This is a genomic window from Bhargavaea ginsengi (assembly GCF_900109165.1).
Classification (GTDB): Bacteria; Bacillota; Bacilli; order Bacillales_A; family Planococcaceae; genus Bhargavaea; species Bhargavaea ginsengi.
The window spans coordinates 209,823-230,337 of record NZ_FNZF01000002.1 but is presented as its reverse complement, the minus strand read 5'-3'; the positions used below and the strand labels follow the sequence as shown (position 1 = coordinate 230,337).

Below are 20,515 nucleotides of genomic sequence, written 5' to 3'. Positions count from 1 at the left end.
TCTGCAGTATGTAGCGGGACTGCTCTTTTTGGAGGCAGTCCCGCTTTTAGTTCCCTCAGACCGGGTATGGATCGATCCGCTTGACCGGCTTCGGAGTCTTGATGCGCGGAAGGATCTTTTCAAGCTTCACTTTGGAAGTGGTGTCATGCGTAGCAGGGTCGTTCGGATCGTACTGGTCAAAGAAGTTGATGACTTCCTTGACGATCGGTGTCGGAGTGGATGCACCGGCAGTGACGGCGACAGTCTCCACGCCTTCGAGCCAGGACAGGTCGATGCCGGAGACATCTTCGACCCGGTAAGACGGCGTGCCGGCGATCTCGATGGAGACCTGGGTCAGGCGGTTGGAGTTGTTGCTCATCGGATCTCCGACGACAATCAGCAGATCGGCGTCTCCTGCCTGTTCGGCAACTGCTTCCTGGCGCACTTGTGTTGCCATGCAGATTTCGCGGTGCACTTCCAGGTTCGGATAGCGTTCCTGCAGGCGTTCCATGATCTCGGCGACATCCCACTGGCTCATCGTCGTCTGGTTGGTGACAAGCAGCTTGTCGGCGGAGATATCCAGGGCATTGGCATCCGCCAGCGTCTGGATCAGATGGACCTTGTCCGGAGCGACGCCGATGGCGCCTTCCGGTTCCGGATGGCCTTTTTTGCCGATGTAGATGATGTCATAGCCTTCTGCGGTCTTTTCCTCTATCAGATCGTGCGTGGTCGTCACATCCGGGCAAGTCGCATCGATAGCGACAAGGCCTTTGCGGCGGGCAATCTCCCGGACTTCCGGAGAGACGCCATGTGCGGTGAAGATGACCGTTCCGTTTTCGACTTGCTCCAGGATCTCTCTGCGGTTCGGCCCATCAAGCGTGATGATGCCATCTTGTTCGAATGCATCGGTCACATGTTTGTTGTGAACGATCATTCCCAGTATATAGATCGGCCTCGGAAGCGACTTGTCCATGGCGGCGTTCTGGGCGATAACCATCGCGTCCACGACTCCATAGCAGTAGCCCCTCGGCGAAATCTTGATTACATTCATGGATTTCACTCCTTCAGGTCACTGCCCCTATTATAGCCGAGCGTGGCCGCGGATTCAAAGATTCAAAAAGGCGGCTGGAAAATGCGGGGAACGGAATTCCCGTCGGGCCTCGGTGCGACGGCATCCGCACGACTTTGCGGCGCGCTTCCGGCTGCCTGGCTGCCGCCTCCGCCTGCCGACGGTGTTCCGGAGAAGCCCCGATAAATCTGGAAAAGCGCGGGGATGTTTTGCATCATCGGGCTTAGCTGGCTGATCAGAGGAGACAGTTGCTGGGCGGTGGACAGGAATTTATCGGCGGTTCTCATGTAGTTCTCAAGCCGTGAGCCACCCTGGCCTCCGGCTGTGCCCGGCATACCGAATCCTCCCGGGCCGGGGCCTCTGCCGCCACCGAAACCTCTTCCTCCACCCCCTCCGGGACCAAAGCCGGGATTCATTCCGAAGCCGGCTGGAGGGCCGTTGAACATGCCGCTTTGCGGAGGCTGGCCGAACGGCATCCGGGTAGCGCCTCCGCCGCCTGAAAACGGGTAAAATGACTGATATCGCATCCGGCGGACTCCTTTCTATAAAATACGCTCTCCTTTAATCATATGCGGATCCCCCCGCAATGCCACCGATTCCCCGCAATCGGGCCGCTCCGCAAGATACGGGAGAATCCGGCCCGCCTGTGTTAAAATGAAGGTCAGTTGAGGAGGAAAACGAATGCCGAAATTCACAGATATGAAACTCCAGCCTTTTGTTCAAGAGGCCATCCGGAAAATAGGGTTTGAAACACCGACCCCGGTGCAGGAAGCGGTCATTCCGCTGATGCTTGCCGGAAAAAGCGCCATCGGACAGGCCCACACAGGGACCGGAAAGACACACAGTTTCCTGATCCCGATTGTTGAACGTGCGGATACAGAAGCCGAAACGGTCCAGGCTGTCATTGCTGCGCCTACCAGGGAACTGGCGGAGCAGATCCATTCGGAACTGCAAAAAATGACAGAAGGGACGGACATCCGCTCCGGGCTCTTTATCGGTGGCACGGACAAGCAGCGCTCCATCGACAAGCTGAAGACCCAGCCGCACATTGCGGTCGGGACACCCGGAAGGCTGCGTGATCTCGTCCAGCAGGATGCGCTGCTGGCCCATACGGCTAAAATTCTGGTCATCGACGAAGCCGATCTCGCTTTTGATATGGGCTACATCGAGGATATCGATCAGGTGGCTTCCCGTATGCCTAAAGAACTTGAGATGTACGTCTTCTCCGCGACCATACCGGAAAAGCTGAAACCATTCCTGAATAAATATATGGAATCGCCCGAGCATGTCAAAGTCGGCGAGCGCCGCCCGGTGGCAGAGGGGATCGAGTTCCCGCTTGTCCCAGTGAGGAGCATGGACCGCAAAAAGAAATTGCTTCATGTCATGGAGGGGCTCAATCCCTATCTGGCGATCATCTTCACCAACACACGAAAAGAGGCAGAAGAGGTCGGTGAGTACCTGTCGGCCCAGGGAATCAAGACTGGCCGTATCCATGGTGATCTCACACCTCGTGAGCGCCGGAAGATGATGAACCGGGTCCGCGAACTGGAATTCGAATATATCGTCGCGACCGACCTTGCTTCACGTGGAATTGATATTCCGGGTGTCAGCCATGTCATCAACTACAACCTTCCGGAAGATCTTGAATTCTTTGTACACCGCTCCGGCAGAACTGCAAGGGCCGGTCTCCAGGGAACCGTTATCACGTTATATGAACCGTCCGATGAAGACGCGCTCATACGGATCGAGAAAATGGGCGTGCCGTTTGTTCACCGTGATGTGAAAAAAGGTGAATGGTCCGAATTGAAGGAGCGCCATTCCCGTTCCACGCGCCAGAAGACCGACCGTGAACTGGATGAAAAGATCCGACGTCAGGTCCGCAGGCCGACCAAAGTAAAGCCTGGATACAAGAAGAAGATAGAAAAGCAAGTGGCCGATATCCGGCGCAAGGAGAAGCGCAAGGAATCCCGGCAGGGGAGGAGAAAGTAAAATGCTGATCGGATCACATGTGTCCATGAGCGGCAAAAAAATGCTGCTCGGGGCAAGCGAAGAAGCTGCTTCATACGGGGCGTCGACGTTCATGGTCTATACCGGTGCACCACAAAATACTAGGCGCAAACCGATTGAAGAACTGAATATCGCTGCCGGCCGCCTTCATATGGAGGAAAACGGACTTTCCAATATTGTGGTCCACGCCCCGTATATCATCAATATCGGAAATTCGGTTAAGCCGGAGACGTTCGAACTCGGCGTGAATTTTCTGCAGAGTGAGATCGATCGGACGGCAGCGATCGGCGCGAACCAGATTGTCCTGCACCCGGGAGCCCACGTAGGCGAGGGGACGGACAAGGGGATTGCGAAAATCATCCAGGGTCTGAACGAAGCCCTTCAGGCGGAAGCGCCAGTCCGGATCGCTCTTGAGACAATGGCGGGCAAGGGATCGGAGTGCGGCTGCTCATTTGATGAGCTTGCAAGGATCATTGACGGCGTTGAACGGAACGACCGGCTTACGGTCTGCTTCGACACTTGTCATGTGCATGACTCAGGGTACGACATCGTCAATGACCTGGATGGCGTACTCACCGAATTCGATAAAGTGATCGGACTCGACCGGATTTCCGTAATCCATGTCAACGACAGCAAAAATGAGCGCGGCGCCAGAAAGGACAGGCATGAGAATATCGGTTTCGGCCATATCGGATTTGACGCCCTTTCCCGGATCGTCCATCTCGGGGAATTCGCCGAACTACCAAAGATACTGGAAACCCCTTGGGTCGGACCGGACAAAGCAAGCCGCAAAGCCCCATACCGTGACGAGATCGCCATGCTGCGCGAGAAATCGTTCAGCCGCGAACCGATCGAAGCCCTCATGGTTTAAGCCCAAACATCAGCAGGCTGCGGAAGCGTCTCACTTGAGATGCTTCCGCAGCCTGTTTAATTGTCCCGGTTCACCAATGCTCATCGAGGATCTGACGGGTCCGTTCTTTTCCGATGACCGACTCCACTTTGCGGATCAGCGTTTCCGGAACACCGGTCCACAAAAAGCTGACTGAGACTTCATCCAGCAGCGGGCGCAGCTTCCTGATTTCACTTGTCGTAAGCATGACCCCGTATTGTCCGGCCAGTTCCCGCAGCTCACCGTCCGACATCCGTTTCAGGTCCCCAATCAACCCATTTAGATTCATCCTGGTCCTCCATTCTCAAATCATTTACAACAACGGGGAACTGTACTATACTTCTTTAAGTAAATCGTAGTCATTCCGAATTGGAAAAGAGGAAGCAACATGACAGAACCATTGATAGAGCTTGAAGATGTGTCCTACCGGTACGGTGGAACATCAGCGCTCGAACATATCTTCCTCACCGTTGAAAAAGGGGAATTCTGGGCGGTCATCGGACCGAACGGATCGGGAAAATCCACATTGATCAAACTCATACTCGGTCTGATCAGACCGCTGTCAGGCCGGATCCGGCTGTTTGGACAGGAGGCAGCCAATTTCCGGGAGAAGGAGAGGATCGGTTATGTCTCGCAGAAATCCAATGCGTTTAACCGGGCCTTCCCGGCAACGGTGAGAGAAGTCGTCCGGAGCGGCCTGGTCAAAAAGACAGGACTGTTCAGGCGCTATCCGGCAGATGCCGATAAAAAAGTGGACGAGGCGCTTGCGGCGGTGGGCATGGAAGAGTTTGCAGGCCGCGGGATCGGCGACCTTTCGGGCGGCCAGCAGCAGCGTGTGTTCATTGCACGTGCGCTCATCAGCAACCCTGAACTCCTCGTCCTTGACGAGCCGACGGTCGGCATCGACCGCAAGCATATGCAGTCGTTTTATAATATGCTGGGCCGGCTAAACCGTGAGAAAGGGATAGCAATCGTTCTCGTCACCCATGATGTGGACACGGTTTCCCAGCTGGTGTCCCATGTCGCCTGTGTTAACCGTTCAATCCACTTCCATGGACCGCACGAAGAATACAGCCGTCAGGAAAACCAGATCAGGAACGAATGGTATGGTCATGCAGTCCGCCGTGTTCATCATGACAGGAAGGCGGCAGATGCATGATTTCAGCTATTTTCGATTATGAATTTCTTCAGAACGCTTTTGCTTCAGGCCTGATCATCGGTCTCATTGCACCTGCGCTCGGCCTGTTCATCGTGGTAAGGAGGCTGGCACTGATCGCTGATGCACTCAGCCATGTTGCGCTTGCCGGGATTGCGGGCAGTCTTTTCCTGAGCCAGAATGTGGCCGCGCTTGCAGCGCTGAACCCGCTTTACCTGGGTATCGGCTCTTCGGTTACCGGATCACTGCTGATCGGCCGGCTAAGGGAAATGTACAAAAGTTATGAGGAGCTTGCCATCCCGATCATCATGTCCGGCGGGATTGCAATCGGCGCCATTTTCATCTCTCTTGCACAGGGTTTCAGCACCGACCTGGTCGGCTATCTTTTCGGTTCGGTTTCAGCCGTGAGCCGTGAGGATCTATATACCATTGTTATTGTTGCCCTCATCACTGCCTTGTTCATCATACTGACCTATAAGGAACTGTTCACGATGTCATTCGACCCGGAATATTCGAGGGCCCAGGGAATTTCATCTAAGGCTCTGAATATCGGGTTTATGGTTGTGACGGCCCTTGTCGTCGCCGGTTCGATGAGGATTGTCGGAATTCTTCTTGTCTCGTCGCTCATGACCATTCCGGTCGCTGCGGCAATGCAGATCTCCGGAGGCTTCCGTCAGGCGATGTTTTATTCGGCATTGTTTGGAGAGTTGTCGGTGATCGGAGGTCTTTTTGCTGCATTCTACCTGAACCTTGCACCGGGCGGGACGATTGTCGTCATCTCAATCCTTATTTTGCTTGCCGTGCTTGCAGGGAAAAAGTTCACCGCATCACGGATGGCTTCAAAGAAAGAGGAGGTGGGGAACAGTGAACTTTGAACTGGCCATAGAACGGCTAAAATCCGAAGGGTTCAAGCGTACGCCGAGCCGCGAGGCGATTCTTCGGCTGCTTGAGCTCGAGGACCGGTATCTGTCTGCGGGTGATGTGAAAAAGGCGCTTGCTGCCGACCATCCGACCATGAGCCAGGATACGGTGTACCGCAACCTGACATCATTCTCCGAACTTAAGATTCTCGAGGAAACAGAGCTGGGAGGAGAGCGAAAGTTCCGCATGCACTGCGACCGGCATGGACACCACCATCATTTCATCTGCATGGATTGCGGAAGAACCGAGGAACTAGATGTGTGTCCGATGGAACAGGTCTCCCGCGCCCTTCCGGCGTTCGTCATTGATGATCATAAATTTGAAGTATACGGACAATGCCCGGACTGCAGAAGCGCAAGCTAAAAAGGCCGCAGCTGCCATTAAATATGAAAAAGCGTGAGGAGTTCGCATCCTCACGCTTTTTATGTGCCGAATTCAGTTTGGATCCATCGGTCAGCCTCGCGCCAGTCCCGGACCCGGACGACTCCGGGAGGGGCTGGAAGGCGATTGTAGGGGGCATCAAACAGCAGGACGGGAATGCCGACTTCCTCGTGGATATCGACGGCATTGTCGTGCTTGTCTTCAAAGAACACATCGACTTCGTGTTTTATTGCGGCCTCGATCTTGCGGTGGGTGCCTGTCAGTTCGATGTGCCGGTAGGGGATGCCTTGCTCCCTGAACCAGCCGAACGTGACATCTTTGACTTCCAGTCCGCGGGCCGAGATGTAGTAAAGCTCATGCAGCCGGTTCCACTTGTTCAGGATTTCCTGTGCATAGTCATGCGCCGGGGAAGTCCGGTAGATTTCCGGTTCTGCTTCCTTGAACCAGATGCCAAACTCTTTTGGGTCCAGCATCGGAAATGAAGCGGTCAGGCTATAATCGGTGATGTCATCCAGTTTGAATGCCTGTCCAAATCGTTTGTTGATGTGGGGCAGGAGCGAAGATGGGCTCGTTACCGTCCCATCGATATCGATTCCGAGGCGGAGCGGATTCACTCTGCCGCATCCCCCTGGAGCGCCAGCTCTTCTTCGCGGCGCTTGTTTTCGAAATACTCCTCTGCAAGCTTGTCGATTTCCATCTTAAGCTCATCGACCATCGTTTCTTCAGGAACTTTCCGGACGGTCTCGCCCTTCATGAAGAGAAGACCTTCACCGCGTGCGCCGGCGATGCCGATATCCGCTTCGCGTGCCTCGCCCGGGCCGTTTACTGCGCAGCCGAGAACAGCAACCTTGATCGGCGCTTTGATGTGGGAGATGTATTCTTCCACTTCGTTCGCGATAGAGATCAGGTCGATCTCGATGCGTCCGCATGTCGGGCAGGAAATGAGGGTTGCCGCATTGGACGAAAGGCCGAAGACTTTCAATAGTTCACGGGCTACTTTGATCTCTTCAACCGGGTCAGCACTGAGTGAGACACGGAGTGTGTTTCCGATCCCCATGCTCAGCAGGGTGCCGAGACCGGCTGCACTCTTGATCGAACCGGCAAACTGGGTTCCGGACTCGGTGATGCCGAGGTGGAGCGGATAATCAAATGCTTGCGATGCCAAACGGTAAGCATCGACTGCCAGCTGGACATCGGAGGCTTTCAGCGACACGATGATGTCGTGGAAGTCGAGATCCTCGAGAATCTTGATGTGGTGCAGGGCACTTTCAACCATGCCCTCAGCAGTCGGATAGCCATACTTCTGAAGAATATGGCGCTCGAGCGATCCGGCGTTAACGCCGATTCTGATCGGAATGCCTTTTTCTTTCGCGGCCTTGACAACCTGTTCAACACGTTCGCGTTTTCCGATATTTCCGGGGTTGATCCGGATCTTATCCGCACCCTGCTCGATTGCAATGAGCGCGAGGCGGTAGTCAAAGTGGATATCCACGACTAGCGGGATGTCGATCTGTTTTTTGATTTCGCCGATGGCATAGGCTGCGCGCTCATCCGGGCAAGCTACCCGGACAACCTGACAGCCCGCTTCCGTCAGACGCTTGATCTGGGCTACGGTTCCTTCCACATCATGTGTCTTTGTTGTGGTCATACTCTGAATGAAGAGTTCGTTGCTGCCGCCGATCGTCAGGTTTCCAACTCGGACCGGACGGGTTTTTGAACGGTGTGTAATTTCACCCATATGTCATTCTCTCCTTTAGCAGGCCGGTGCCTTCACTTCGATTATTCTATCAATGCATTCCATCTTAGACAAGTAATCCGGATACGGGCAGCCCCCGGGTCACCCGCACGATTCCCCGCTGTCCGGCGACAGGGGCAAAAAGACGGTGCTGCCTGCAGCGGGCTGTTGGTTCTTAAGGTGGGGATTCAGATTATAAAACTCGCTCAGTCGCGTGAGGAGGTCCATATCATCAGGATAAAGTGCGAATAAAGAACGTACGGTGTCGCCCTCCACGAGTGTTACCGGAATCACGTCCGGCTGGGCTGTCTCTTGGCAGGAGCCGCCTGCCTCCGCCGAATAAAATGCCGCTTTCGGGATGGTCCCTTCCTGCAGATCGGTTCTGATAAAGTAGGAAATGATCAGGATCACGATGGCGGCCAGGAAAATCCGCATGGAAAAACCCCCTTTTCCACATTCTATGAACGGACTGGGGGTTTATGCGCCGCTGGTCTCTTAACAGGTGCATTTTTGGGATAATAGCCTGCCGCGAGCCAGATATAAACTAGGGCTACGGCCCAAGAAAGCGGTGCGGCAAAAGGAATGGCTCCTCCCAGCAAATCGTCGGCAAGAAGCAGCAGGGTCGGGACAGTCAATGCGACGGCTGATGTTCGCCACAAGTGGCGGTACTCGCCACGGCGGCTGCGGAGCCGGATCATTCCCATGCCCGCCAGTGCAGCAATGCTCGCCTTAATATAGAAATAGAAAGTGGAGATCAGAAACTGGAGAACGAAAGCTGCCGGGTAGAGGAGCGGTCCGATGCCCTTAAGTTCTTCAGCCGGAATTCCCGTCTCTTCGAGGATGGCACCCGAGGAAAGGGAAAAACTGATGAATGATAGTACAGCCGTGAGCAGGACGAAGACAAAGATATATTTCACGACCTTGCCGAATGGCAGAAGACGGTAGGCGGCCAGTTTTTTCGGTTCATAAAAAGCCGAAAGGAACATTTGCCGGAACTTCAGATTCAGATCGATCGCCTCCCTAACCCGTTTAGTTTACCACGTGTAAGGGTACATCTGTGGGGAGAAAACGAAAGTTCTATGACGCCCGGAACCCCGATTGTTAACGTATTGTAAATTCTTTAAAGTTCCTCTTTACAATCGCTTGGACCACTCTACATAATGGACAAGCATTAATTTTTGTCGAATGGGGTTGAATGAACTCGTGGAAATCAATTGGACAGAGATGATATTCCAGTTTATCGGCGGACTGGGGATCTTCCTGTTTTCCATTAACTTTATGGGGAACGCCCTCCAGAAAGCAGCCGGCGACCGGCTCAGAGATATTCTGGACCGTTTCACGACCAATCCGTTCATGGGCGTCCTGGTCGGGGTTGTCGTCACAATCCTGATCCAATCCAGCTCAGGGACGACAGTCATTGTCGTCGGCCTGGTAAGTGCCGGATTCATGAAACTCCGCCAGGCGATCGGGGTCATCATGGGGGCCAACATCGGGACAACGGTCACTGCCTTTATCATCGGTATTGATGTCGGAGCCTATGCGCTTCCGATTATGGGTGTGGGTGCCTTCCTTTTGTTCTTCTTTAAGAAGGACAAGATTAAAAACCTGGGTGAAGTCGTCTTCGGCTTCGGGGGCCTTTTCCTCGGGCTCGAGCTGATGAGCGGTGGCATGAAGCCTCTCCGGGAACTTCCGGCGTTTATTGACCTGACCCTATCGATGAGCGAAAACTCGCTTCTCGGCGTTGTCGTTGGTACGGTCTTTACACTGATCGTCCAGAGCTCCAGTGCGACAGTCGGGATTTTGCAGGGCTTGTATGCCGAGCAGCTTGTAGACCTGAGGGCGGCACTGCCTATATTGTTCGGTGACAACATCGGTACAACAATCACTGCTGTTCTTGCATCTCTTGGTGCATCTGTCGCGGCCAGGCGTGCGGCAGCCACTCACGTCCTGTTTAACGTGATCGGGTCGATCGTTTTCCTGATTTTCCTCGTACCGTTCACGGCATATGTCAGCTGGCTGTCGTCCGTGCTCGGCCTGGAACCGAAAATGCAGATTGCATTTGCACACGGCTCCTTTAACGTGGCCAATACCATCATTCAATTCCCGCTGATCGGTGTCTGGGCATACGTAGTGACAAAACTGATTCCAGGTGAGGATGTATCGATCGAATTTAAGCCGAAACACCTGGATCCTTCCTTTATCAGCCAATCGCCGTCAATCGCGATCGGGCAGGCAAAAGAAGAGATTCTCCGGATGGGCGAATACGCTGTCCGCGGCCTGAACGAGACATACACATATCTGAAAACAAGCGAGAAAAAGCATTCTGAAACGGCGTACCAGCTGGAGGATGCGATCAATAACCTTGACCGGGGGATCACAGATTATCTCGTGAAGATTTCTGCGGAGCCGATCAGTGCGATCGAATCTGAACGTCACGTCATCCTGATGGAGACGGTTCGCGACATTGAGCGGATCGGCGACCACTTTGAAAACATCATCGAACTGATCGACTACCGCGAGGCCAACCGCGTTGTACTCACTGAAGGTGCGTTGGCGGACCTGGATGAAATGTTCAGCCTGACCATCGATACGGTCAGCCGCTCTCTTGAAGCCCTTAACCATCACGATGCGGAAATCGCCCGTGAAGTCGCAGAAAAAGAAGATCTCATCGACAAGATGGAGCGGAAGTTCCGCAAAAAGCACATCCAACGACTGAACGATGGCCAATGTTCCGCACAGGCCGGTATCGTCTTCGTCGATATCGTGAGCAACCTGGAGCGCATCGGCGACCACGCCGTCAATATTGCGGAATCGATTCTGGGCCGCAACGTATAATGTGAAAAGAGAAGGGGGAGGACCTAAATGGCCATCATTGCCTGGACGCTGATCATCCTGAGTTTCATCATTGCGTTCATCGGGCTGGTCTATCCGGTGATCCCCGCTTCTCTTTTTGTTTTCCTGGGATTCGTCCTTTACGGGCTGTTCTATTCATTTGCTGAACTGCCCTGGTGGTTCTGGCTGGCCGAAATCCTGTTCGTCATCCTGCTTTTCGGAGCTGACTTCCTGGCGAACGCGGTAGGCGTGAAAAAGTATGGCGGCACAAAGGCCGGACTGTGGGGAAGTACCATCGGAATCCTGGTCGGACCATTTGTCATACCGGTGATCGGGATTCTGGCAGGCCCATTTATCGGTGCCGTGCTTGGCGAACTGCTGGTCAACCGGAAAGGGCTGAACCAGGCTTTGAGAAGCGGACTAGGGTCGCTGATCGGGTTCCTGACGTCTGTCGGCGTAAAGGGTGCCATCCAGATTGTTATGATTTTGCTGTTTGTTGTCGTGGTTTCCTGAGATACTTTATTGCACCGCCATTTCGGCGGTGCTTTTTATTTGAAGCTGTGCAACAAGTTTGATAATGTGAAGGTTGTAGTCAATCAATTGAACCCGGGAGGAATGTGAAATGGCTTTTAAATTGCCAGAACTTCCATACGCGTACGACGCGTTGGAGCCAAGCATCGACAAAGAAACGATGGAGATCCACCATACGAAGCACCACAACACGTATGTGACAAACCTCAACGCTGCAGTTGAAGGAACGGATCTTGCTGAAAAATCGATCGAAGACGTTCTCCGTAACTTCGATTCCGTACCGGAAGAAAAGAAAACCGCAGTCCGCAACAACGGCGGCGGCCATGCCAACCACTCGCTTTTCTGGCAGATCCTTTCGCCGAACGGCGGCGGACAGCCATCCGGAGCTCTTGCTGAAGCGATCGACAAGAAATTCGGCAGCTTCGACAAATTCAAGGAAGAGTTCGAAACAGCAGCGAAGGGCCGCTTCGGTTCCGGCTGGGCTTGGCTCGTCGTAAACAACGGCGAAGTCGAAGTCACTTCGACTCCGAACCAGGACTCTCCACTTATGGAAGGAAAGACGCCAGTACTCGGACTTGACGTCTGGGAGCACGCGTACTACCTGAAGTATCAGAACCGCCGTCCTGAATATGCATCGGCATTCTGGAATGTTGTAAACTGGGAAGAAGTTTCCAAGCGCTACGAAGAAGCAAAATAATCGTTTTCTCAGCCTAATTCCGGCGATGCCGGAAACCCCGCACACACCACGGGCGTCCCGTTGGTGTGTGCTTTTTTTGTTGGTTTGAGGTACAATTCTCGTAGAAATTCGCAAGGAAAGGGGGAAGCCGCGTGAACCGCCGCAGGCGATCCTCTAAGCAGGAGACACCAAAACAGAAACTTCGCAAAAACACCACCTTTAGGATGAATGTCCTGTTCTTCACCATTTTTCTCCTGTTTTCGTCGCTTGTTCTCCGGCTGGGCTATCTTCAGATTGTCAAAGGAGAAGATTACAAGAGGGTCATTGAGCGTACCGAGGAGATTTCGGTCAATACCAGCGTCCCTCGGGGCAGAATTTACGACCGGACAGGCCAGATCCTTGTCGGTAACGAGCCGAAACGGGCGATCACCTACACGAAAAAGCAGTCCACAAAAACGGACGAAATGCTGGAAGTGGCCCGTGGGCTTTCCGCGCTGATTGAAAAGGATCCGGAAGATGTCACACAACGAGACAAAAAAGACTTCTGGATTCTTCTCAATAAGGACGAGGCTTACGATCGTGTATCGGACAAGGAAAAGAAGGCCATCAACTCGGATGAAACTAAGTCGAAAACCGAACGGCAACGGGAGCTGGACAGTCTCGTCCGGGATAAAATCACTGAAGCCGACCTGGAGGCAATGAGTCCCGAAGAAGTTGAAGTGCTCGCCATCTATAGGGAAATGACCTCCGGGTACAACTACTCGCCACAGATCATCAAGAGCGGTGACGTGACACCGGAGGAGTATGCGAGGGTTTCAGAACGCCTCCACGAACTGCCCGGCGTCAATACGACAACTGACTGGGAGCGTGTAAGGAATTCAGAATTGGCGATCCTTGGCCAGACGACCACTCCTAAAGAAGGACTTCCCGGAGATGACTTGCAGTACTATTTGGCACGCGGTTATTCAAGGAACGACCGGGTGGGCAAAAGCTTTATAGAGAAGCAGTATGAATCAGTCCTCCAGGGGCAGAAGACCATTGCGAAAAACATCACCGACAAGGCCGGTAACGTCCTTGAAACAGTTCCGGTACAGGAAGGGCAGCCTGGCAAGGACCTGGTCCTGAGCATTGACAGCGAACTGCAGAAAAAAGCGGAAGAAGTCGTCAGCCGGCATGTCCTTTCCATCAAAAACGGACGGAATTCGCAAATGTTCGACCGGATTTTCTTCGTCATGATGGATCCGAATAACGGGGAGATCCTTTCTATGGTCGGCAAGCAGGCAATACGGAACAAGGAAACAGGAAAGTACGAAGTGTATGACCGCACATTCGGCACTTATCAGGATGCCTACGAGGCCGGTTCTACCATAAAGATGGCGACTATCCTCGCGGGTTATCAACACGGAGGGGCAACGGTCGGCCAGACGATGATCGATGCTCCGATGCATTTTAGGGGCACACCACCAAAACGCTCACTGTTCAACTGGTACAATAGCATTCCGGTCAATGACATCACGGCCATCACACGGTCTTCCAACGTTTATATGTGGAAGATCGCCATCGGCATCGGCGGTGGCTCCTATGTTCCGAATGGCCCGCTCTCAATCGATTCACAGGCGATTGATCGTTTCCGTCATTCGTTCGCCTCGTTCGGACTCGGTGTTGAAACCGGCATCGACCTGCCGGACGAAGCGGCCGGGCAGCACCCGTCCAATCCTTCTTCAAGCAATGTTCTCGACTTTGCCATCGGACAGTACGATACGTACACGACCATGCAGCTTGCCCAATATGTTTCAACGATCGCCAATGGCGGATACCGGGTCGCACCACGAGTCGTCAAAGAAATACGAGAACCTTCTCCGGACGGCAAGAAACTTGGACCGATTGCCACCGAGCTTCCCGCCAAATATCTGAACCGGGTCAGCAATAGCGACAATCAGATTGAACGGATGAAGCAGGGCATGTACACCGTCTACTACGACCGGCGTGGAACCGCTTATTCGACATTCAGCGACACAGAAGGCTATAAAGCGGCCGGCAAGACCGGGACAGCTGAGCGCAGATATTACGAGGCTGACAGGAAGGACCCATGGTTCGGGAAGCCGACCGTCAATGTTTCCCATGTCGGGTTCGCGCCATATGAGGATCCCGAGATCGCCTATGCCGTTCTCGCGCCGAACGTTTCGTCAAACACAAATTCCATTCCGCATCCGAACAATGAAATCGCCAGGGAAATGACTGATTTCTACTTCGAACTCAAGGAACAGCGGATTAAAAGCGGAGAGGCCGGCGCCAATATCGAAGGAGCGCTGAAAGAGTCGGAAGACGGCACGGTTATCCGTGAAGGGGAAGGGGAATAACACTTGGCTTCGGTTGCCGTGAAAGCGCCCGGCCAGAGTGTTTGTCCCATGAAAAAAAGTGCTTTGGACGCAGATTCTTTAGTGGACATCGGCGTGCCTTGTGCTATAATGGAACAGTCGTATAAATCATGCTCACTTAACCATGCTCAAACATTTCTATCCTGTATGAGTGGGAGGGGAACCGAATGCGCGTTAATGTAACTCTTGCTTGCACTGAATGCGGCGAGCGCAACTATATCACGACCAAAAACAAGCGTACCAATCCGGAACGCATTGAAATGAAAAAGTACTGCTCACGTGATAACAAACAGACTCTGCACCGCGAAACGAAGTAAGCGGATCCTGCCAAAACCGGTACCGGTTTTGGTTTTTTCATTGGAGGAGGTTTCTGTAATGGATAAAAAGACGATCCGTAAGAACATACTCGGTTCATTGAGGAATATGCAGCCGGAGGACTATTCCGGCCGCAGCCGTGACGCCATCCGATATCTCATGGAAGATCCGGCGTACAGAAATGCCGGCACTATAGGTGTCACCATCTCCAGGTTTCCCGAGCTTGACACAAGGCCGCTGGTCGAAGCTGCATGGAAAGACGGCAAGCGGGTAGCCGCACCCAGATGCTCGCCGTCAGACCGTGGCATGCAATTCCGCTACATCGATTCTTATGAACAGCTGGAGACCGTCTATATGGACCTGCTGGAACCTGCAGAGGATAAAACCGAGCCCGCCGGAAAAGAGGATATCGATCTTTTGGTCGTCCCGGGCGTTGCCTATTCGCAATCAGGGTACCGCATCGGTTTCGGAGGCGGTTATTATGATCGTTATCTTACGGACTTCGGGGGAGATACGGTCTCGCTTGCGTTTGAAAAGCAACTGGCCGGTGAAGTGCCGGCTGAGTCCCATGATATCCCTGTTGACATGATTTTCACTGAACGCCGTGTGATCGACTGCAGGGGAGGGGCGGATGTTGGAGACCGTGTATGATGTCATGCAGCTGCTCAAGAGGTTCGGCACGTTTGTCTATACCGGAGACCGGAATGCAGATCTGATCCTGATGGAGATGGAAGTCCGCCACCTGCATGAAAATGGAATGATCTCCAACGGTGAATTCACAAAATCCCTGCTGATCCTCAGGAGGGGGAAATAAGGCCGGAACGATAATCGGGCCTTATGAAGTATTAAGAAAATATGAACTTCGGTTTACAATGAAACCATATGCCGTTTACATCCGTCATATATAGGGTACTCGGATTTGAGCAACCATGTGTTTGTCTTCATTCCCTCAATCTCATTCCGCCAGACCGAGAAACCTACCAGAAAGGGGTTAGCCAGACGTGGCAATTACGAAAAGGCCAAAACTCCTGCTGCTGCTCACGATTGCAGTAGTAGCATCGTGGCTCAAAACTTATATCACCTATAAAACAAGCTTTAACATGGCAATCGATAATATGATGCAGGAATTCATTTTGTTCCTCAATCCGTTATTTTTCCTGCTGTTCATCTACGGCTTCTCCATGTACATGAAAACATGGAAAGGGACCGTCAGATATCTTCTCATCACGAGCGGGATCATGACGATCATCTTATATGCGAATGTGGTTTTCTACAGATTCTACAGTGATTTCATCACGCTTCCTGTGCTCTTCCAGACGAATAACTTTGGAGACCTTGGATCTTCCGTGCTGTCGAGCCTGAGAATCCATGACCCACTTTACTTCGCGGATATCCTGATCATCTGGTTTGCAGCGAAAAAAATGGGAGAGCCCGCAGTGAAGGCGGCGGTGCGTCCAATGTTCCGCAGGCTTTATTTTGTCGGGACCGCTGCATTGCTTGTCCTGAACCTCGGCCTTGCCGAAACGGAACGCCCGCAGCTCCTTACGCGGAGTTTCGACCGTGAACTGCTCGTGAAGAACCTGGGAATGTACAACTACCATCTCTACGATATCTATATTCAGACAAAGTCCCATGCCCAGCGCGCACTTGCCGATGGCACCGAGCTGACCGAAATTGAGAACTACACTTCGGCCAACCATGCAGAACCTGATCCTGAAATGTTCGGAGTTGCCGAAGGGCGCAATATCATTGCGATCTCGATGGAGTCTCTCCAGTCCTTTGTGATCAATAACGATATGAACGGCCATGAGGTCACACCGTTCCTGAACAGCCTGACCCAAGACAAGGATACTTTCTATTTCCCGAACTTCTACCATCAGACCGGTCTCGGGAAGACATCCGACTCCGAGTTTATCGTGGAGAACTCCCTTTATCCGTTGAGCGGAGGTGCGGTGTTCTTCACCCACGGCGGGAACACTTATAACTCGATGGCTGAGAAACTCGGGGATAACGGTTATTACACAAACGTCATGCACCCGAACGGAAAAAGCTTCTGGAACCGGGACATGATGTATCAGGCACTTGATATTGATCACTTCTACGACATTGAGAGCTACACGGTCGGTGAAGGAGAGGAAGTAAACTGGGGAATGAAAGACATTCCGTTCTTTGAACAGTCTGCGGACATCATGTCGGAAATGCCGCAGCCGTTTTATTCCAGGATGATCACCCTCACAAACCACTATCCGTTCACGCTCGATGAAGAGGACAAGTTGATTCCGGAATATGATTCAAATTCGAGAACACTGAACCGCTATTTCCAGGCGGTCCGCTATATGGATGAAGCTTTAAAGAGCCTGTTCGATGATCTGAAGGAAAAAGGGCTCTATGACAATTCAATCATTGTCATGTACGGAGACCACTATGGCATCTCCGAAAACCATAACAAGGCGATGAGCAAGTATCTTGGTGAAGAGATTACGCCGCTTGTTTCTGCGGAACTCCAGAAAGTTCCAATGTTCATCCACATTCCTGGCTACGGGGAAGGGGAAACTGTCGAGAAGCTCGCCGGCCAGATCGACGTCCGGCCGACGCTTCTGCACCTGATGGGCATTGAGACGAAGGATGACATCCAGTTCGGCACAGACATATTCTCTCCTGAGCACGACGAGTTCGTTGCCTTCCGCGACGGCCGCTTCATTACACCGGAGAACATCTATGCCGGCGAAGTATGCTACGACCTCTCCACAAGGGAAGAAGGGGATCCGGCTGCCTGTGAAGAAGGTCTGCAGAAAGTTCAGCAGGAACTGAAGTATTCGGATATGATCATCAACGGCGACTTGCTGAGATTTTATAGAAATCAGCCGGTTTCCGGGCAGGAGTTTGAACTGCGCGAAGCCGATTGACTAAAGCCTGTGCGGAACTATTGCCGCACAGGCTTTTTTACATAACGATAACGAAACGGGGGGGCTATGGGTGATTAAAAAACGGATGCTTGCCGGACTGCTCGCCATTATTTTGGTGACAGCCGGTTGTGCGCCTGAGGAAGAAACGCCGCCAGAAGCGGGGGGAACAGCTGAAGGTGCCGAAGAACCTGAAGAAAATACCCGGGCCATTCCTGATATCGGAGAAGATCCGCTTGTCCTGGGGTTTGATGCGGGAGGCAGGATTCTGGCCGTCTCTTCCGAAGAAACCGGGGGTTCAGTCCTGTACGCGGTAGAACCGGAAAAAGGGGCTGCCGAAGAGATCGTCCGGACGGAACTCATGATCACTGAGGCGGAAAGCCACCCGTCCGGCAGACTTTTGCTCAGGCTGGATGCAGGGGAGGGGGAGGCCCATCTTCGGCTGATCGGTGACGATACTGCCGAAGAGGACATTATCGTGGAGTCCCATGATATTGCATGGTCCTGGAATCCTGATGACTGGACAAAGCTTTATGTGACAGCTTTTGATGAATATTGGGACTATGAAGTCTTCCTGGCAGATGCATCTTCCGGATCCCTTGAACCGGTTGAAGATGCCGGGCCTTTTCCGGTATGGGCAGGAGCTGGCGGAGTGATTGAAGTGCTGGATGATGGCAATCTGGAAGACGGGGGAACGCTCGTAGACGGCAAAGGAACCGTGATTGCGGAGAATGTCCTGGAATTCTCAACGGACGGCAAATTATTCGCCATCGCCGAAGCCGCCGCTGACGGCAGCATCGGCTATTTGATCGGCAGCGGAAAAGGGGATTGGCTTCCGGTCATGAGTCTTCCTTCGGGAGACCGGTGGCTCGGGCTTCTTCCGGCGGAAATTGAACCTGCAGGTCCGGGACGGTTTGCAACGCTCTTGCCGACGGAGACAGAGGCCGTGGAAGAAGTCGCTCAGTGGCAGCCGGCAGTGATTTCCACGCGCGGAATCCGGAAGTCAGCGGCGAGGGTCGATTCGCCGGTTATGACCTGTTCCGCGGAGACTTCTTTTTGCCTGACCGGTGCGATGAGCGAGCTGCTATTTAATGCGGACGATGGGACTGTCGTGAATTGGATGGAACAAATAAAAGGCGATTCCGGGAAATGACCGGAATCGCCTTTTTTATTCTCGAAAATGCAAAAGGACCGGCATGTTTGCCGGTCCTTTGTTGGGATCAGTGAAGTGTTGGCGGGTAGCCCTGGAAAGCGATCGTAAGAACGACAAAGGCCCCGAAGACGACGAATGCAGCCAAATTGAAAAGAATGCTCAGGATATTGCGTTCCTTGAAAGCCTGGACTGTTCCGATTGCTGCGAAAATCGCAATAAGTCCAAAAATAACCATCAGTAAGTTCATCGGTGACACTCCTTCCGACAATGAGTCCGATAATGATTCAGATCACGTATAAACTCCTCTTCTATTGTAATGAAAGGACCTTCATTTGTCGAGCGCAAATCGTGTCGAATGTATGAACACCGGCAACCCGCCATGCTATAATGGGCTCGGGGTGAACAGACAAATGATCAAATTCCATCGATATCCGCTCGGTCCGCTGCAGACGAATTGCTACATCGCCGAAGCGGAAACCGGCGAGTGCCTGATTTTCGATCCGGGAGAGGAAGCCGCAAAGGTTGCGGGGGAAATTGAAAAGCTGAATCTTCGTCCAACAGCAATTTACCTGACCCATGCACACTTTGACCATATCGGAGCGGTGGAGGATCTCCGGACACGCTACGGCATACCGGTCCATCTGCATTCAGCGGAACAGGAATGGCTCGGTGATCCGATGCTGAACGGATCCGGCAGGTATGCGGATCTTCCAGATATCCGCACAGACGCACCGGACCGGCTTATCGGCGAAGACGGACAACGCACGGACGGCCATTTCGAATTCAGTACGTTCCATGTGCCGGGCCATTCTCCGGGCAGCGTGGCATTTTACTTTGAGCGTGAAGGGGTTCTCGTCGGCGGCGACGCACTTTTCCGCATGAGCATCGGCCGGACCGACTTGCCGGGAGGCGACCATGAAACACTGCTCAGCTCGATCCGGGAAAAACTATTCGCGTTGCCTGAAGGGACCGAAGTCCTTCCGGGCCACATGGACCCGACGTCAATCGGTGACGAAAAGAGGTTGAATCCGTTTTTTCGCGGATAATTGAGCAATAAAAAAACAGCCAATCCGGCTGTTTTTTTGTTTCACATTTTAATTAATGTCCTGCGCCCGGCACATGAATGAAGTTCGTGTAATAGCTGAACCCGACCATGAAGACCATCAAGTAAGCGCCGAAAAGATATAAGTACATGCGTTCAGTCAACTTCAGATATCCGAATAGAATGAAGAATCCGGTGCTTGCCAACATGAGCAATGACGGTGTCATCATGTCTCCGATATAGAACATGACCGCGAAAATGCCTGTCCAGAAGCCACAAAGCTTGAACATATTATCCACGCGTGTTCCCTCCTTTACAACGGTGCCATAATCATCTCCCATTCATTATATAGGTTTTGACTGTGCGGTGCAAACTGATTCCGATAGCAAGATTGTGACAAAAGGTTGTCAATGTTAAATCATCAAAATTCAAATTTGCCCCCTTTTCGCCTTGCATTTTTCAATAACGTCATCGGATATTGGCCCATTTTGCAAAGGTGCCGGATTAACTACCAACCGCCCCGGTGCCGGCCTATACTCGAACTGACA

General features: G+C 52.8%; 24 protein-coding genes. 15 read left to right on the top strand and 9 right to left on the bottom strand.

All coding sequences use genetic code 11. The features are described 5' to 3' along the window. Positions 1 to 55: 55 nt before the first annotated feature. The gene (locus BMX91_RS06345; protein WP_092051217.1) at positions 56 to 1,030 is read right to left on the bottom strand and encodes a 4-hydroxy-3-methylbut-2-enyl diphosphate reductase; all 975 of its coding nucleotides are present in this window, start codon (positions 1,028 to 1,030) and stop codon (positions 56 to 58) included. Between the two features lie 62 nt (positions 1,031 to 1,092). Then, positions 1,093 to 1,575, bottom strand: a complete 483-nt coding sequence (vrrA, locus tag BMX91_RS06340) for a VrrA/YqfQ family protein (RefSeq protein ID WP_092051216.1) — start codon at positions 1,573 to 1,575, stop codon at positions 1,093 to 1,095. Positions 1,576 to 1,729: 154 nt separating this feature from the next. Here vrrA and BMX91_RS06335 point away from each other — a divergent pair, with 154 nt between their 5' ends. Beyond that, positions 1,730 to 3,037: a DEAD/DEAH box helicase gene (locus tag BMX91_RS06335; RefSeq protein WP_092051214.1), complete on the top strand. Its 1,308-nt coding sequence runs from the start codon at positions 1,730 to 1,732 to the stop codon at positions 3,035 to 3,037. 1 nt (position 3,038) lies between these two features. Next, entirely contained in the window at positions 3,039 to 3,926 is an 888-nt protein-coding gene (locus tag BMX91_RS06330; protein WP_092051212.1) for a deoxyribonuclease IV, read from the top strand. Positions 3,927 to 3,996: 70 nt separating this feature from the next. Here BMX91_RS06330 and BMX91_RS06325 read toward each other — a convergent pair whose 3' ends face one another. Continuing rightward, positions 3,997 to 4,233, bottom strand: a complete 237-nt coding sequence (locus tag BMX91_RS06325) for a hypothetical protein (protein WP_092051210.1) — start codon at positions 4,231 to 4,233, stop codon at positions 3,997 to 3,999. A 99-nt stretch (positions 4,234 to 4,332) separates the two neighbouring features. Here BMX91_RS06325 and BMX91_RS06320 point away from each other — a divergent pair, with 99 nt between their 5' ends. From BMX91_RS06320 to BMX91_RS06310, 3 genes are read left to right on the top strand one after another with little or no spacing between them, the layout of a single operon-like run. After that, a complete protein-coding gene (locus BMX91_RS06320; RefSeq protein WP_092051208.1) occupies positions 4,333 to 5,103 on the top strand; it encodes a metal ABC transporter ATP-binding protein in 771 nt (256 codons plus the stop codon). Next, positions 5,100 to 5,975 carry a metal ABC transporter permease gene (locus BMX91_RS06315; RefSeq protein WP_092051206.1) on the top strand — a complete coding sequence of 292 codons (876 nt, stop codon included), beginning with the start codon at positions 5,100 to 5,102 and terminating at the stop codon, positions 5,973 to 5,975. Before BMX91_RS06320 ends, BMX91_RS06315 begins: the two co-directional genes overlap by 4 nt. Further along, positions 5,965 to 6,384 carry a Fur family transcriptional regulator gene (locus tag BMX91_RS06310; RefSeq protein WP_092051204.1) on the top strand — a complete coding sequence of 140 codons (420 nt, stop codon included), beginning with the start codon at positions 5,965 to 5,967 and terminating at the stop codon, positions 6,382 to 6,384. The genes BMX91_RS06315 and BMX91_RS06310 overlap by 11 nt, the downstream gene beginning before the upstream one ends. A gap of 59 nt (positions 6,385 to 6,443) precedes the next feature. Here the strand turns inward: BMX91_RS06310 and BMX91_RS06305 are convergent, their stop codons facing one another. From BMX91_RS06305 to BMX91_RS06290, 4 genes are all read right to left on the bottom strand, one after another. Beyond that, positions 6,444 to 7,016 (bottom strand): hypothetical protein, encoded by a 573-nt coding sequence (locus tag BMX91_RS06305; protein ID WP_092051202.1) that lies wholly within the window; start codon positions 7,014 to 7,016, stop codon positions 6,444 to 6,446. Further along, the gene (ispG, locus tag BMX91_RS06300; RefSeq protein ID WP_092051200.1) at positions 7,013 to 8,140 is read right to left on the bottom strand and encodes a flavodoxin-dependent (E)-4-hydroxy-3-methylbut-2-enyl-diphosphate synthase; all 1,128 of its coding nucleotides are present in this window, start codon (positions 8,138 to 8,140) and stop codon (positions 7,013 to 7,015) included. Before ispG ends, BMX91_RS06305 begins: the two co-directional genes overlap by 4 nt. A 99-nt stretch (positions 8,141 to 8,239) precedes the next feature. Continuing rightward, complete coding sequence (locus tag BMX91_RS06295) at positions 8,240 to 8,572, bottom strand: hypothetical protein (protein WP_092051197.1); 333 nt, start codon at positions 8,570 to 8,572, stop codon at positions 8,240 to 8,242. Between the two features lie 23 nt (positions 8,573 to 8,595). Beyond that, positions 8,596 to 9,123 carry a DUF1189 family protein gene (locus BMX91_RS06290; protein WP_092051196.1) on the bottom strand — a complete coding sequence of 176 codons (528 nt, stop codon included), beginning with the start codon at positions 9,121 to 9,123 and terminating at the stop codon, positions 8,596 to 8,598. A gap of 217 nt (positions 9,124 to 9,340) precedes the next feature. Between BMX91_RS06290 and BMX91_RS06285 the strand changes: the two genes are divergently transcribed. The 9 genes from BMX91_RS06285 to BMX91_RS06245 all read left to right on the top strand — a co-directional run bounded on the left by BMX91_RS06285 (position 9,341) and on the right by BMX91_RS06245 (position 18,925). After that, complete coding sequence (locus tag BMX91_RS06285) at positions 9,341 to 10,972, top strand: Na/Pi cotransporter family protein (protein ID WP_092052126.1); 1,632 nt, start codon at positions 9,341 to 9,343, stop codon at positions 10,970 to 10,972. A gap of 27 nt (positions 10,973 to 10,999) precedes the next feature. Continuing rightward, positions 11,000 to 11,482 carry a DUF456 domain-containing protein gene (locus tag BMX91_RS06280; RefSeq protein WP_092051194.1) on the top strand — a complete coding sequence of 161 codons (483 nt, stop codon included), beginning with the start codon at positions 11,000 to 11,002 and terminating at the stop codon, positions 11,480 to 11,482. A gap of 109 nt (positions 11,483 to 11,591) precedes the next feature. Further along, entirely contained in the window at positions 11,592 to 12,197 is a 606-nt protein-coding gene (locus BMX91_RS06275; protein WP_092051193.1) for a superoxide dismutase, read from the top strand. Between the two features lie 131 nt (positions 12,198 to 12,328). Continuing rightward, the gene (locus BMX91_RS06270) at positions 12,329 to 14,536 is read left to right on the top strand and encodes a peptidoglycan D,D-transpeptidase FtsI family protein (RefSeq protein WP_092051192.1); all 2,208 of its coding nucleotides are present in this window, start codon (positions 12,329 to 12,331) and stop codon (positions 14,534 to 14,536) included. A 185-nt stretch (positions 14,537 to 14,721) separates the two neighbouring features. Beyond that, the gene (gene rpmG / locus BMX91_RS06265) at positions 14,722 to 14,871 is read left to right on the top strand and encodes a 50S ribosomal protein L33 (RefSeq protein WP_008299952.1); all 150 of its coding nucleotides are present in this window, start codon (positions 14,722 to 14,724) and stop codon (positions 14,869 to 14,871) included. 58 nt (positions 14,872 to 14,929) lie between these two features. Further along, on the top strand, positions 14,930 to 15,520 hold the full coding sequence (locus BMX91_RS06260; RefSeq protein WP_092051191.1) for a 5-formyltetrahydrofolate cyclo-ligase: 591 nt from the start codon (positions 14,930 to 14,932) through the stop codon (positions 15,518 to 15,520). Beyond that, positions 15,501 to 15,683 carry a YqgQ family protein gene (locus BMX91_RS06255; RefSeq protein WP_245744312.1) on the top strand — a complete coding sequence of 61 codons (183 nt, stop codon included), beginning with the start codon at positions 15,501 to 15,503 and terminating at the stop codon, positions 15,681 to 15,683. Before BMX91_RS06260 ends, BMX91_RS06255 begins: the two co-directional genes overlap by 20 nt. A 187-nt stretch (positions 15,684 to 15,870) precedes the next feature. Next, a complete protein-coding gene (locus BMX91_RS06250; RefSeq protein WP_092051187.1) occupies positions 15,871 to 17,775 on the top strand; it encodes an LTA synthase family protein in 1,905 nt (634 codons plus the stop codon). Between the two features lie 70 nt (positions 17,776 to 17,845). Continuing rightward, positions 17,846 to 18,925: a YqgU-like beta propeller domain-containing protein gene (locus BMX91_RS06245; protein WP_092051184.1), complete on the top strand. Its 1,080-nt coding sequence runs from the start codon at positions 17,846 to 17,848 to the stop codon at positions 18,923 to 18,925. Between the two features lie 67 nt (positions 18,926 to 18,992). On the opposite strand, the gene BMX91_RS06240 is transcribed toward BMX91_RS06245, so the two are convergent. Then, positions 18,993 to 19,172, bottom strand: coding sequence for a DUF2759 family protein (locus BMX91_RS06240; RefSeq protein ID WP_092051182.1), 180 nt, complete (start codon positions 19,170 to 19,172; stop codon positions 18,993 to 18,995). 163 nt (positions 19,173 to 19,335) lie between these two features. Between BMX91_RS06240 and BMX91_RS06235 the strand changes: the two genes are divergently transcribed. Continuing rightward, entirely contained in the window at positions 19,336 to 19,971 is a 636-nt protein-coding gene (locus tag BMX91_RS06235) for an MBL fold metallo-hydrolase (protein ID WP_092051180.1), read from the top strand. A gap of 52 nt (positions 19,972 to 20,023) precedes the next feature. Here BMX91_RS06235 and BMX91_RS06230 read toward each other — a convergent pair whose 3' ends face one another. Beyond that, on the bottom strand, positions 20,024 to 20,257 hold the full coding sequence (locus tag BMX91_RS06230) for a DUF2626 family protein (RefSeq protein WP_407640874.1): 234 nt from the start codon (positions 20,255 to 20,257) through the stop codon (positions 20,024 to 20,026). Positions 20,258 to 20,515 lie beyond the last annotated feature (258 nt).

Coding starts and splice junctions, on each gene's coding strand:
- BMX91_RS06345 (WP_092051217.1), bottom strand. CDS start 1,030: ATGAATGTAATCAAGATTTCGCCGAGGGGCTACTGCTATGGAGTCGTG.
- vrrA (WP_092051216.1), bottom strand. CDS start 1,575: ATGCGATATCAGTCATTTTACCCGTTTTCAGGCGGCGGAGGCGCTACC.
- BMX91_RS06335 (WP_092051214.1), top strand. CDS start 1,730: ATGCCGAAATTCACAGATATGAAACTCCAGCCTTTTGTTCAAGAGGCC.
- BMX91_RS06330 (WP_092051212.1), top strand. CDS start 3,039: ATGCTGATCGGATCACATGTGTCCATGAGCGGCAAAAAAATGCTGCTC.
- BMX91_RS06325 (WP_092051210.1), bottom strand. CDS start 4,233: ATGAATCTAAATGGGTTGATTGGGGACCTGAAACGGATGTCGGACGGT.
- BMX91_RS06320 (WP_092051208.1), top strand. CDS start 4,333: ATGACAGAACCATTGATAGAGCTTGAAGATGTGTCCTACCGGTACGGT.
- BMX91_RS06315 (WP_092051206.1), top strand. CDS start 5,100: ATGATTTCAGCTATTTTCGATTATGAATTTCTTCAGAACGCTTTTGCT.
- ispG (WP_092051200.1), bottom strand. CDS start 8,140: ATGGGTGAAATTACACACCGTTCAAAAACCCGTCCGGTCCGAGTTGGA.
- BMX91_RS06295 (WP_092051197.1), bottom strand. CDS start 8,572: ATGCGGATTTTCCTGGCCGCCATCGTGATCCTGATCATTTCCTACTTT.
- BMX91_RS06290 (WP_092051196.1), bottom strand. CDS start 9,123: ATGTTCCTTTCGGCTTTTTATGAACCGAAAAAACTGGCCGCCTACCGT.
- BMX91_RS06280 (WP_092051194.1), top strand. CDS start 11,000: ATGGCCATCATTGCCTGGACGCTGATCATCCTGAGTTTCATCATTGCG.
- BMX91_RS06275 (WP_092051193.1), top strand. CDS start 11,592: ATGGCTTTTAAATTGCCAGAACTTCCATACGCGTACGACGCGTTGGAG.
- rpmG (WP_008299952.1), top strand. CDS start 14,722: ATGCGCGTTAATGTAACTCTTGCTTGCACTGAATGCGGCGAGCGCAAC.
- BMX91_RS06260 (WP_092051191.1), top strand. CDS start 14,930: ATGGATAAAAAGACGATCCGTAAGAACATACTCGGTTCATTGAGGAAT.
- BMX91_RS06255 (WP_245744312.1), top strand. CDS start 15,501: ATGTTGGAGACCGTGTATGATGTCATGCAGCTGCTCAAGAGGTTCGGC.
- BMX91_RS06240 (WP_092051182.1), bottom strand. CDS start 19,172: ATGAACTTACTGATGGTTATTTTTGGACTTATTGCGATTTTCGCAGCA.
- BMX91_RS06235 (WP_092051180.1), top strand. CDS start 19,336: ATGATCAAATTCCATCGATATCCGCTCGGTCCGCTGCAGACGAATTGC.
- BMX91_RS06230 (WP_407640874.1), bottom strand. CDS start 20,257: ATGTTCAAGCTTTGTGGCTTCTGGACAGGCATTTTCGCGGTCATGTTC.